The 12,168-nt window shown below is 63.9% G+C and carries 12 protein-coding genes; 5 read left to right on the top strand and 7 right to left on the bottom strand.

The annotated features are described in order from the left end of the window. Positions 1-37 precede the first annotated feature (37 nt). The 6 genes from QFZ40_RS01260 to QFZ40_RS01235 form a co-directional block, all read right to left on the bottom strand. Entirely contained in the window at positions 38-931 is an 894-nt protein-coding gene (locus QFZ40_RS01260; RefSeq protein WP_306902402.1) for a carbohydrate ABC transporter permease, read from the bottom strand. A 7-nt stretch (positions 932-938) separates the two neighbouring features. Beyond that, positions 939-1,901 (bottom strand): carbohydrate ABC transporter permease, encoded by a 963-nt coding sequence (locus QFZ40_RS01255; RefSeq protein WP_306902401.1) that lies wholly within the window; start codon positions 1,899-1,901, stop codon positions 939-941. Positions 1,902-1,914: 13 nt separating this feature from the next. Continuing rightward, positions 1,915-3,147, bottom strand: a complete 1,233-nt coding sequence (locus QFZ40_RS01250; protein WP_306902400.1) for a sugar ABC transporter substrate-binding protein — start codon at positions 3,145-3,147, stop codon at positions 1,915-1,917. 138 nt (positions 3,148-3,285) lie between these two features. Continuing rightward, the gene (locus QFZ40_RS01245) at positions 3,286-4,323 is read right to left on the bottom strand and encodes a LacI family DNA-binding transcriptional regulator (protein ID WP_306902398.1); all 1,038 of its coding nucleotides are present in this window, start codon (positions 4,321-4,323) and stop codon (positions 3,286-3,288) included. Positions 4,324-4,502: 179 nt separating this feature from the next. Next, positions 4,503-4,697, bottom strand: coding sequence for a hypothetical protein (locus QFZ40_RS01240; RefSeq protein WP_306902397.1), 195 nt, complete (start codon positions 4,695-4,697; stop codon positions 4,503-4,505). A 172-nt stretch (positions 4,698-4,869) separates the two neighbouring features. Further along, positions 4,870-5,703: an alpha/beta fold hydrolase gene (locus tag QFZ40_RS01235; RefSeq protein ID WP_306902396.1), complete on the bottom strand. Its 834-nt coding sequence runs from the start codon at positions 5,701-5,703 to the stop codon at positions 4,870-4,872. 110 nt (positions 5,704-5,813) lie between these two features. Here QFZ40_RS01235 and QFZ40_RS01230 point away from each other — a divergent pair, with 110 nt between their 5' ends. Both QFZ40_RS01230 and QFZ40_RS01225 read left to right on the top strand, forming a co-directional pair. After that, positions 5,814-6,434, top strand: a complete 621-nt coding sequence (locus QFZ40_RS01230; RefSeq protein ID WP_306902395.1) for a TetR/AcrR family transcriptional regulator — start codon at positions 5,814-5,816, stop codon at positions 6,432-6,434. Between the two features lie 185 nt (positions 6,435-6,619). After that, positions 6,620-7,093 (top strand): sensor histidine kinase, encoded by a 474-nt coding sequence (locus QFZ40_RS01225; protein WP_306902394.1) that lies wholly within the window; start codon positions 6,620-6,622, stop codon positions 7,091-7,093. Between the two features lie 49 nt (positions 7,094-7,142). Here QFZ40_RS01225 and QFZ40_RS01220 read toward each other — a convergent pair whose 3' ends face one another. After that, entirely contained in the window at positions 7,143-7,754 is a 612-nt protein-coding gene (locus tag QFZ40_RS01220) for an NADPH-dependent FMN reductase (protein WP_306902393.1), read from the bottom strand. 167 nt (positions 7,755-7,921) lie between these two features. Here QFZ40_RS01220 and QFZ40_RS01215 point away from each other — a divergent pair, with 167 nt between their 5' ends. From QFZ40_RS01215 to QFZ40_RS01205, 3 genes are all read left to right on the top strand, one after another. Then, a complete protein-coding gene (locus tag QFZ40_RS01215) occupies positions 7,922-8,845 on the top strand; it encodes an aminoglycoside phosphotransferase family protein (RefSeq protein WP_306902392.1) in 924 nt (307 codons plus the stop codon). A gap of 142 nt (positions 8,846-8,987) precedes the next feature. Beyond that, positions 8,988-9,149: a hypothetical protein gene (locus tag QFZ40_RS01210; RefSeq protein WP_306902391.1), complete on the top strand. Its 162-nt coding sequence runs from the start codon at positions 8,988-8,990 to the stop codon at positions 9,147-9,149. A 276-nt stretch (positions 9,150-9,425) separates the two neighbouring features. Then, positions 9,426-12,059 (top strand): exo-rhamnogalacturonan lyase family protein, encoded by a 2,634-nt coding sequence (locus tag QFZ40_RS01205; protein WP_373427376.1) that lies wholly within the window; start codon positions 9,426-9,428, stop codon positions 12,057-12,059. Positions 12,060-12,168: the final 109 nt, after the last annotated feature.

Here is a 12,168-nt window from a genome sequence, read left to right as displayed (position 1 = left end):
ACATTGGTAGGCGTTGCCGGCTTGGGGACTGCTTGCATTACTTGACTGCGCCGCCGGTGGTCCCGGCCGCCACGTACTTCTGCGCGGCGAGGAGCAGGATGATGGCGGGGATGGAGGCCAGGACCGCGGTGGCCATGACCGAGCTCCAGTCGTTCACGTACGCGCCCATGTACTGGAAGATGCCCAATGTCACGGGACGGACGTCGTCGGTGGTGGTCAGGGTGAGCGCGAAGAGGAAGTCACTCCACGTGAAAAGGAACGTGAAGAGCCCTGCGGTGATGAGTGCGTTCCGGCTCAGCGGCAGCACAATGGACCAGAAGGCCCTGAGGTGACCCGCGCCGTCAACCTTTGCCGCCTCGATGACGGAGGCCGGCATGTTGTTCATGAACGCCCTGATGATGAGGATGGCGAACGGGATCCCGTGCGAGGAATCCGCCAGGATGAGCCCGGGAATCGAATTCAGCAGGCCGAGGTCGTTGTATGCCGTGTAGAGGGCGTTGGCCACCACAATCCCGGGGATCATCTGGCTGATCAGGATCGCGAACAGCACGACGCCGGCACCCCGGACCTTGAAGTAGGCCAGCGCGTATGCCGCGGGGGCCGCGACGGCCAGGCTGAACACCACACTGCCAAGGGCCACCACCAGACTGGTTCCGAGGTTCCGGCCCTGCTGGCTGATGGCGGTGGCATAGCCGGTGAAGTCCGGTGACAAGGGGAGCCACGAGGTCTGCAGCGTGGTCCCGTTGGGCTGCAGGGAAGCGTTGATCATCCAGTAGACCGGGAAGAGCATGACGGCCAGGAACAGGATGGCCAGCGCTGTGGTCCCCCACTGTCTGGTCCCCCATTGCCCGTGCACGGCCTTCAGCGGGCCGGGCCTGTTTCGCCGGGAGGTAGCCGCGGCCACGGTGTCCGTCTGTGTATTGGTGGTCATGACTTCCTCACTCGTCCACTGCGCGCCGGTTGACGCGGAGATACAGCACCGCGAATACCAGCGAGATCAGCACCAGGATGTTGCCCATCGCGGCGCCCTCGCCGAACTTGAAGTTCTGGAAGGACAGGGCATACGACTGGGTGGCGATGGTCTGGGTTGAGTTCGCGGGCCCGCCGTTGGTGAGGCCAAGGATGATGTCCAGCACCTTCAGGGTGTAGACCACTCCGAGCACCAGGACCACGCTGACCACCGGACGCAGCATGGGCCAGGTGACGTGCCGGAAAGCCCTCCACCCGGTGGCACCATCCAGTGACGCGGCCTCATAGAGTTCGTCCGGGATGTCCTGCAGCCCGCCGTACAGCACGGTGACGTTGAACGGGATGCCGATCCAGATGTTCACACCGACGACGGCGGCGAGGGCCAGCGATGTGCTGGTCAGCCACGGGATGCCGGTGCTGATGATCCCCAGGCTCTCAAGGAAGTTGTTGAGCGCCCCGCTGTCCTTGTCCAGGATCCACCGCCACACGGCGCTGGACACGATCAGCGGCAGCAGCCAGGGCAGGAGCAGGAGGGAACGCAGGATCCCGTTGAGCGGGAACTTCCGCTTGAAGAAGACCGCCAGGCCCAGGCCCAGGATGAACTGTCCGGCAATCGAACCGGCAGTGAAAAGGGCTGTGTTGATCAGAGACGTGGAGAACAACGACGACGACATGACAGTCACGTAGTTGGCGAAACCCACCCATGGAGCCTCGCCCGTGTAGAACGTGCCGGTGGTGTATTCCTGGAAGCTCATCGCAACGTTCTTCACCACGGGGTAGCCGAAGAAGAGGACGAGGTAGGCCACCGCGGGGGCGAGGAACAGCCACTGGTAGACCCGCTCCCTGCTCCGGTAGCCGGAGCGGCGGGGCCCGCCGTCGTTCTCTGTTTCCGTCACCGCGAGGTGAAGCCTGGACTGGACAGTTGCTGACATCGGGACCTGTTCCCTAGCCCTGCTGGGCCTGTTTGAGGGCATCCGCCGGGCTGGCCTTATCCGTCAGCGCGTTCTGGATTGCCGTGAAGATCTTGGTCGCCTGATCGGGCCAATCCTCGCCGAGCTGGCCGGTGCGGGCACGGGCGGTCTTGACCAGCTCAGTGAACGAGGCGAGCTTGGGGTTCTCGCTGGCGAATTGTGCCGCCAGGGTGGACTTGGACGGAATGGTGTTGCGTGCCTTCGCCATGGCCAGCTGGTTGACGTCGCTGTTCATGCAGGCGACGATTTCCGCTGCCTTGGCCTGCTTGGCTTTGTTTCCAGTCTGCGGCACGGTCCAGACCTCGCCGCCCAGAGGCCCGACGGCGGTCTTGCTGGAATCCTTGACCGGGATGTTCACCACCCCGTAATGCAGGGCGCTCTCCTTGTCCAGCGTTGGAATCTGCCACGGACCGTTGACCATCATGGCGGCCTTGCCTGCTACGAACTGGTCTTTCACATCCGCCTGCGTCCAGTTCAGGGCGGACGAGGAGACAGATCCGCTCTTGACGAGGTCAGTCCAGAGCTGCAGCGCCTCGGTGGTTTCCGTCGTGGCGATGTTCTTCTCGTCGCCTCCGTTGGACCACATGAAGGGCAGGAACTGCCAGGTTCCCTCATACGTGGCGTTGGCATCGAAAGCCAGTCCGTACTGGCCGCCGGAGGTCAGCTTCGCCGCTGCCGCCTTCAGCTCATCCCAGGTCTTGGGCGGAGTCACTCCTGCCGTGGTGAGCAGGTCCTTGTTGTAGAACAGCGCAATGGTATTCACCGTTGGCGCAAGGCCGTAGACCTTGTCCTTGTACGTGCCAGCGCTCAGGATCCCCTGGGGATAGTTCTCGGTACTGATCTTGAAGTCGGTGAGAGGCGCCAGCGCTCCGGTGCCGGCAATCTGCTGGAGGTCGGGGTTGTCCAGCATCAGGACGTCGGGCAGCGTCTTCGAGGACGCCTGCTGGAGAACTTTGGCGATGAGGGACTTGCCGGGCACCGTCTCGCGCTTGATCGTGACGCCCGACTGGGTACCACAGGCAGCAAGCGTGTCACCGATGATGGTCTTGTCCGGTTCATTGTTGTAGTAGTCCACAACGGAAAGTTCAGAAACCGGCCCGTTTGCAGCGGGACTGCTTGCCCCGCAACCGGTAAGGATCAGGGGAAGGGCGGCCATAGCGGTGACAGTCGAGGCGATCGCCTTGGTTTTTGTGAAAGCTGACTTCATTATCAGGTCCTTTGTGCTGGGAACCGCGGCGGCTTCGCCCCGGAGCTTTCCTATGGGTTTGTCGTAACATCATCGATACGTATCGACGAATTGTTCTCAAGGGCTCCGTGCCATGTAGGCCAGGAGCCGGGCGGACTTCTAGTGGATGGGCTGGGCAGCGGGAACGTGAGGATCCGCCGTGCCGTACCGGTGGGTCACCAGCGGCGGAATGAGCTCAAGCAGTCCGCCCCGGTCCGGGTTGTCTGCTTGCATCAGGCTGAAGAGGATTTCCACTGCACGCCGCGAAACCACTTTCGGCTGGATATCCAGGACTGTCGATTCCTGAAGTTCAATCAGGGCCTCGGGGGTGGGTCCCACCCCGATGACCGAGGCATCTTTTCCGGGCTCCAAACCACGCTCGCGGAGGATACGAGGGAGGAGTTCCAAAACTGTCGCGTCAGGGGAAACGAAGGCGGGTCTCCCGTCAGCCTCGGCAATGCAGGCCTCGACGGCCGCTTCGACACTTGCGCGGTCCGGCGCGGCGGGAACATGCTTGATCTTCACGTTCAGCCTTTCCGCCGCGGCTTCCGCCCCGCCAAGGAACCTGCCGACATAGTTCAGCCTGCTCCCCACAAGCCTTGGCCGCCATCCGATAATGACGCCGCTGGTATGGCCGGCGGCGGCCATCTCTTCGACGCACAGTTCTCCGGCCCGGGCGAAGTCGGCATCGATACAATTCAGCCCGGCCGAGTCATTCGGGATGCCGATGAAGACCACAGGGACGCGGAGTTTCCGGACGACTGGAATCCTCTCATCGTCGGCTTCAACCTGCATCAGGATCAATCCGTCACAGAGCTGCTGCCCCACAACGCGTTCAAGACCCTGGCTGCCTTCCTCGTCCGTGACCAGCAGGACGTCGTAGTCGTGGCGCCGGGCAGTGGCAGCAATGACCGCGATGAATTCCATCAGGGACCCCAGGTGCGCTTCCGGAGTAATGGAGATAACCAATCCGATGACCTGGGACTTGCGGCTGGCGAGGGCACGAGCCCCGGCATTCGGCTGGTACGTCAGCTGTTCTATGGCTGCCTCGACGCGCAGGCGCGTCTTCTCCGAAATGGGACGCTTGCCGCTCATAACGTAGGACACCGTGCTCTGGGAAACGCCGGCCGCGGCCGCCACATCCTTGCTGGTTGGCACGGGATTCCTTTCGTCATGAGTGGGCTTGACGCTCGGGAGACTCTTCGCGCAGACGCTTATGGCTTCTGTCGATGCGTATCGTCGATGCGTATCGAGAACAGTGTGACACGCATCTCAGCTAAAGCGCAAGGGTTTGGCAGGATGTGGTTTTACGCGGCTGCTATCAGCCCGGGGCTGCCCTACTCAGGGTCCGCGGCCTCGGCATCCGTCGCTTCCGGGTCCTCTTCGGGTTCGAACGTGTTCGGCTCCCCCGTGGCACCCAGGCCCACGCCCTCCTGGCCTTGGGGGATATCACCCTGGCCGCCCGTGCCGCCCTTCTCCGCAGGTACTTGCGGGTCGTCGTCGGGCATTGCATCCGGTGAGTTGATGGTCATGACTCCTCCTTCTCCGGTGGGGCAATCACGGTATCAGGGGACGGAGGCGGTGAACAGATATCGCCAGCAATTCGCCGCCCAGGCAAGCCGGAAGTTGGGCATCCAGACCTGGCGATGCCCAACTCCCGGACCTGCCGGCGGAGGTCCCGCTGGGGTAGATCAGGCGGCGGGCCTACTTCCCGAGGAACGCCAGCAGCGCCTCATTCACTTCCTCTGCGTGAGTCCAGAGCAGTCCATGCGGAGCTCCCTCGATCTCTACGTAGTCAGCGGTAGGCAGTGCCTTGTAAAATGGCCGGCCGGTGGCATCGATGGGGAGGATGTTGTCCGCGGTTCCGTGCAGGATCAGCGCGGGGATGTCGATCTTCGGGATGTCGGCCCGGAAATCCGTCGTCCAGGTGGGAACAGCCGCACTTGAGGCGTACCAGGAGGCGCCGGCAGCCACATTCCAGCTATTGCGAAGGGCCTCTTCTGACAGGCGGGTTCCCAGGTTCTCGTCCGTGTTGTAGAAATTCTTGTAGAAGTCGGAGAAGTACGCGTACCTGTCGGTAGTAACGGCGGCGAGAATTCCGTCAAAGACCTCCTGCGGAACGCCCTCAGGGTTGTCCTCTGTCTGCAAGAGGAACGGTTCCAGGGACGCCAGGAAGGCCGCCTTCGCGATCCGACCGGATCCATAGGTGCCCAGGTAGCGCCCCACCTCACCCGTTCCCATCGAGAAACCGACCAGGACAGCGTCGTGGAGATCAAGGGTTTCCAGGACTGCATTCAGGTCAGCGGCAAAAGTGTCGTAGTCATAACCGGCAGTGGGCTGGCTGGAGCGCCCGAATCCCCGGCGGTCATAGGTGATCACGCGGTATCCGGCCTTGAGCAGGGCAGCACTCTGCTTCTCCCAGGAATGGCCGTCCAGCGGATACCCATGGATGAGCACTACGGGCTGGCCTGAACCCTGATCCTCGTAGTACAGCTCAATGTCCGTGCTGTTTTCTGTACCAACCGTAATGAAAGCCATGGAATGATCCTTTCGAGTTTTAGAGAACGGTCGTTCTCAGGTTGCATGCACTACTATAGAGAACGATCGTTATCTACGCAAGTCAAACGGCAGAAGTGAGGAGGCCTCCGGTGGAAAACAAGAGTGTCACGCGGACAAAACAGTCTCCCCGCCCTGCTGATGAGGTTGCGCGCGAAGCCGCCCTTGAAGCCGCTGACCGGCTCTTCTACGCCAAAGGGATCCAGGGCGTAGGAATGGATGAGCTCCGCAGCGCGTCAGGAATCTCACTGAAGCGGCTCTATCGGCTGTTTCCATCGAAGGATGCGATCGTGGAGCAGGTTCTGCTTGGCCGCCACAGGGAGTGGACAGAGGGAGTCTCCTCAGCAGTCGCCCGCGAGACCGAACCCCGCCAGCGGCTGCTTGCCGTCTACGATTTTCTTGCTGGCTGGTTCACCCAGGACGACTTCCGGGGGTGTGCCTTCATCAACTCCTTTGGCGAGCTTGGAGGCACGTCTCCCCGCATTGCCGAAATCGTGCGGAGCCACAAGGACGACTTCCAGAAGTACCTTTCGGCGCTCACCGCAGAGATCGGCGCGCCGGCCACATTGGCCCCCCAGCTCGCCATACTGGCCGAGGGCGCCCAGACCACTGCCGCTATCTCAGGCAGCGCCGAGCCCGCGCGGCAGGCCCGCGCCGCCGCCGAAGTACTGATCGACTCGGCACTGTCACGCCCGCGCGCTGGCTCGGATTAGCGGGACCTGACAGCTCCGCCAGCGCCTACTGAGCCGCTTCCAGGGCCCGTAACCGCAGGCTGACCCTTCGCCCGGATGCCGGCCGGGATTTTTGATCCGATCTTGAGGCAACCCTTCGCAACCCGTGCGGTTGGCGGTCCACGCTTGAAGCATAAAGACCACCAGCAGTGGGGAAGCAGGAAGTCATGGGGAACGAATCGGCTCTGGATGAAGTTGTCGCTCGGGGAGGCGTGATCACGGACCGTCATCCGCTCGACTTCCACACCCTGGGGCTGGCCGGCTGCATCGACCGGCTCACGGCTCCCCTCCGCCAGCACGGGACCGCTGTCCACTGGGACACCCCGCACTGGGGCATCGAAATTCCGGCGCACTCCGCGTACCTGCTTTACCAGTCGGCCCGGGAAGCGTTGAGCAACGCGCTCACGTACTCCGACGCCTCCAACCTGACTGTCCAGCTTGCCGCTGTGGACCACGGGATCCGCCTGGTGGTTTCCGACGACGGCACAGGCTTTGACAGTGAGCTCGCCATCAGCGGCCGGCACCACGGCTACGGCCTGCGCCTTATGTCGGTGGCCGTTCACGAGGCGGGCGGTTCCGTGGACATCTGCTCGAGCCCGGGATGCGGCACCACCATTACCGTCACCCTTCCGCTGGACTAGATCATGTCCACGCCAGTCCCGCACCCCAGGCGCTACACCAACCTGTGCGTCAGCGCGACAGCTTGTCCACATCCGGCTCAAGGTCGCCGATGTGCCCCGGAGCATTGGCGGCCAGCACCCGCTGGACGAATGCGCCATATTCCTCCATGTAGTGGCGAAGGAACTTGGCGGTGGATTCGTCCCTGACGTCGCCGTCCTCACCGAAAACGTCGGCATTGAACTTGATGTAGGCCTCGGGTGCATTGAGTTGTGGTGCATCCAGGAAGCTCAGGACGCTCCGCATGGAGGACTGCATGACGGCCGTACCGATTCCCCCGGGAGACGCGCCGATAATGCCGGTCGGCTTGCGCGAGAACGAATTCGTTCCCCAGGGGCGCGATCCCCAATCGATGGCGTTCTTCAATGCCCCGGGAATGGAACGGTTGTATTCGGGCGACACAAACAGGATGCCGTCAGAGTCCTCGATCGCCTCCTTGAGGGCCCGCCCTTCCGGTGGAAAATCCGCGTCGTAGTCGTAGCTGTACAGCGGCAGATCCTTGATGGGGATCTCGGTGAACTCCAGTTCTTCCGGAGCCAGCTTGATCAGGGCCTTGGATAATGTGCGGTTGATGGAGCGGCTCGCCAGGCTCCCGACAAAGTATCCGATCTTGTACGTTGCCATATCTCTGATCCTTCCCAAACGGCCGGCGGACCGGCTGACTGACGGTGTAGTGGCACAGTGCATCACAAAGTCCAGCACAGAACAATGCCCGGGGCCAGGGTGCCGGACAGCCGGGCAGTCTGAAGCATCTGTTGACTTTTTCGCCTGATCACGGGAAAACTCGACGGGTGATCAGCAACGACGAGACGGACTTTCCCGCCGAAGTTGAGGTACCCATCGACAGCGAGCTTGCCCGCAGGCTGGTGGATGCGCAATTCCCGGAATGGGCCCATCTGCCCCTCCGGCCGGTCCAGCCCGACGGATGGGACAACCGGACCTTTCGGCTTGGTGAGCAGTTGACGGTCCGGTTGCCGAGTGGCCCCTGGTACGCCCTGCAGGTTGCGAAGGAACAGCGGTGGCTCCCCAGGCTGGCACCAAACCTGCCGTTGCCGATCCCCGCACCGGTTGCCGAGGGGGTGCCCGGCGAGGGGTTTCCCTACCCTTGGTCAATCTATCGCTGGCTCGAAGGACGCACCGCCGACGAAGCCACAGTCACGGACATGACCGGCTTCGCTGTCACCTTGGGCCGCTTCCTCAAGTCCCTGCAGGGAACCGATCCTGCCGGCGGCCCCGCGCCCGGAAGACACAACTGGTACAGGGGCGCGGCGCCAACCGTCTATGCCGACGAGGCGCTCGCCGCCATCGATGCCCTGGGCAGCGAAATCCCGGGCGACGCCGTCAAGCGGGTCTGGGATCACGCCGTCGGAGCCCAGTGGGACGGTGAGCCTGTCTGGTTCCACGGTGATGTTGCCGCCGGGAACCTGCTGACCCGTAACGGCCAGCTTTCGGCGGTCATCGACTTCGGCAGCTCCGGCGTGGGTGACCCCGCCTGTGACATGGTCATCGCCTGGACCTTCTTCGATGCGCCCGCCCGCGCAGCCTTCCGTGAAACGCTCGGAGTTGACCAGGCAACCTGGTCCCGCGGACGCGGCTGGGCCCTCTGGAAGGCACTGATTAATCTCGTCGGCGCCCTGGAAAACACTCCCGCCGCTGCACCCGGCCCGCGCCGGGACATCCAGCGGCTCCTCGATGACTTCGCGGCAACGCCTTAGCGGCTGAATCCCGGCCTGCCCCGCCGCCGCCCCCCCGGCCCCGGCGCGAGACCGCGCCGGTGGTTCTTGACAGCCCGCAGAAGCAGGGGCTGAATGATGGTTACGGCACGGCACCCCCATCGGCAGCACAGGAGCAGCAGTCATGAGTGAGAAGTCAGTATCGGTGCAGCGTATCCATAGCGAGGCCCCGTCTGAAGGGGACATCGACGCCGATCCCACGGACCTGCGGATGCATTCCCAGGATCCCGCCGAAGGAGCAGACACAGACGGTGCGGATGCCGGAGAGCCCCGCCCGGACAAGTAGTCCGGACTCCGCCCACTTCTTTCCGGCGCAACGGCGACAACCCCCGCACCTGCCCGGTCTGTCTTCACTTGCCCGGTCTGTCTTCACATGCCAGATCGTCACATGCCCCTGCCTTAGGACAATCTCGCCATATTCGTGGACGGGCCTTGCGGTTCCGCTCCGAACCGCGCTACGTTAATCGCCAAACCAGAAACCGCTTTCTCGCGTGCGCGCCGATGCGTACCGGGCCTTGCCGTCTTGGCCGGCCGGAAGCGGCTATACCGGGAATTGGACACGATGACTGAAATGACCCACGTCAGGTGGATCGACGGCGGCGCGCCTTTGGAACTAAGTGCAGGAACCACCTGGGGCATGCCGTTTGCCCGTGGAACCGTGGCAAGGCCTGAAGCATTGACGGTACGGGATGCCGATGGCCGGCCCGTCGCCAGCCAGACCTGGCCGCTGGCCACGTGGCCCGACGGGTCCCTTAAATGGGCAGGGCTTGCCCTCGCAGCCACCGACTCACCGTCCGCGGAATACAGGGTGGCGTTCGACGGCGGCATCCAACCGGAAGCAGGCACGGCACCGCGTGTGGACGTGACGGAAACCGAGGAAGCAGTAACGGTGGGCACCGGCACGCTGCAAATGGAGATCAGGCGCCGCGGCTCCTCCCTCTTCAGCACCCTGTCCCGCAACGGTGTCACCGTTGCCCGCGACGGCCGTCTGGTCAGCCTGCTCCAGGACGGCCTGCCGGATGGCGCCGGAACTGCCACCCGGGAGGCATTCACCGGCGAGGTTACCGACGTCGTGATTGAACAACGCGGTCCCGTCCGCGCCGTGGTGAGGCTGGAAGGAAAGCACCTCCCGGACAGCGCAACCAGCGAAAGGCGCGGCTGGCTGCCGTTTGTGGTCCGGCTCTATTTCTATGCCGGAGCCCGTAGCGTTCGAATGGTCCACTCGTTCATCTGGGACGGCGACGCCAACCAGGATTTCCTGGCCGGGCTGGGCGTCCGTTTCACTGTCCCCCTTGAGGGCGAACTCCATGACCGGCACGTGAGAATAGCCGGAGCAGACGGCGGATTCCTGCTCGAGGCCGTGCGCGGCCTGACAGGCCTGCGCCGAGACCCCGGCGAAGCGGTCCGCCAGGCGCAGCTTGCGGGCGAGCGAACGCCGCCGGTCGAGGAATGGAACGAGGAGGTCTCCAGCCGCCTGCACCTGATCCCCGCCTGGAACGACTACACCCTCGCCCAGCTCAGCGCGGACGGCTTCGAACTGCGCAAACGCACCGCTGCGAATCATGGCTGGGTAGGAATCTCCGGCGGGACCAGGGCTGCGGGTTTCTGCTCGCTCAGCGATCCCAGCGGGGGTTTCGGCGTCGGCATCAAAGACTTCTGGCAGTCACATCCCGGACAACTGGATATCCGCAACGCCGCCACCGGCGAGGCTTCGCTGACTGCCTGGCTGTATTCGCCGGAAGCCCAGCCCATGGACCTGCGGTTTTACCATGACGGCCTGGGCCAGGACACGTTCGAGAAGCAGCTCGACGGCCTGGAGATCACCTACGAGGACTACGAACCGGGTTTCGGCAACCCCACCGGCATCGCCCGGACACACGAACTCAGCCTCTTTGCCTACAGCTCCACGCCTGCCACCGAAAGCCTCGCCGCAGACGCTCAGGCCGCATCCACACCAGCCCTCCTGCAGGCCACCCCGGAGTACCTCCATACGGCCCGGGTCTTCGGCGACTGGACTCCAGTGGACCGCAGCACCCCGGCCCGGGCCGAACTCGAAGACAGGCTGGATTTCCTCTTCGACTTCTATGCAGGCCAGGTGGAGCAGCGCCGCTGGTACGGCTTCTGGAACTACGGGGACGTCATGCACACGTACGACTTCGACCGGCACGTCTGGCGGTACGACGTGGGCGGCTACGCCTGGGACAACTCCGAGCTCTCCCCCGACCTCTGGCTCTGGTACTCCTACCTGAGGTCCGGGCGCGCGGACGTCTTCCGCTTTGCCGAGGCCATGACACGGCACACCGGCGAGGTGGACGTCTACCACCTGGGTCGGTGGCAGGGCCTTGGATCGCGGCACAATGTCCAGCACTGGGGCTGCAGCGCCAAGCAGCTGCGGATCAGCACGCCCGCCTACCGCCGGTTCTACTATTACCTGACTGCCGATGAACGCACCGGGGACTTGCTGACCGAGCTCGTTGACAGCGACCAGAACTTCCTGGGGCTGGATCCCGTCCGCAAGGTCCGTCCCGACGCCGACACCTACCGGCCGGACCGGAACGCGCTGGGCGTGGGTCTGGGGACCGACTGGGGTTCGCTCGCCGCCACGTGGCTCACCGACTGGGAACGCACCGGCAATCCGCGCTCCCGCGACCGGCTGCTGGGCACCATGGCGGACATCGGCGCGCTGAAGTACGGCTTCCTCACGGGTGAGGCCCTCTACGACCTGGACAAGGGACGGTTCGACGCCGGGCGCGAACGAATCCAGGTGTCCCACCTTTCGGCGGTGTTCGGCCTTGTGGAAGTCTGCAGCGAACTGGTGGACCTCGTGCCGGACCAGGAGTTCGAACGCGCCTGGCTGCAATACTGCCGGCTGTTCCTGGCCACCGAGGCGGAACAGATCGAGGCAGTGGGGACTCCCCTGTCCGGAATCCACCTCACCCAGGCCCACAGCAGGCTCAGTGCCTACGCCGCGGCCAGGCTGGGGGACGCCGTCCTTGCCTCCCGGGCCTGGGAAAGCTTTGCCGAGGGCGGGGAACATCTGAACCATGGATGGGCCTTCACGCTGAAGGCCATCCGGCCCCCGCACGTGCTCCTCCCCGTGGACGAGGCACCCACGGTCTCCACCAATGACGCCTCCCAGTTCGGGCTGGCGGTGATCCAGAACCTGGCCCTCATCGGGGAGCACCTGCCCCGCTGAGCGCCCCTTCCCGGTGCCTGCCGCCGTCGTACTTTCCACCCAACTAGGTAGCAGCAACGGTCGTTTTGGCGCTCCAAAACGACACCTGCTGCTACCTACTTGGGGGCTA

The organism is Arthrobacter pascens (assembly GCF_030816475.1).
GTDB lineage: Bacteria > Actinomycetota > Actinomycetes > Actinomycetales > Micrococcaceae > Arthrobacter > Arthrobacter pascens_B.
The sequence above is the reverse complement of the archived record's forward strand: the minus strand, read 5'-3'. Positions and strand labels throughout refer to the sequence as shown.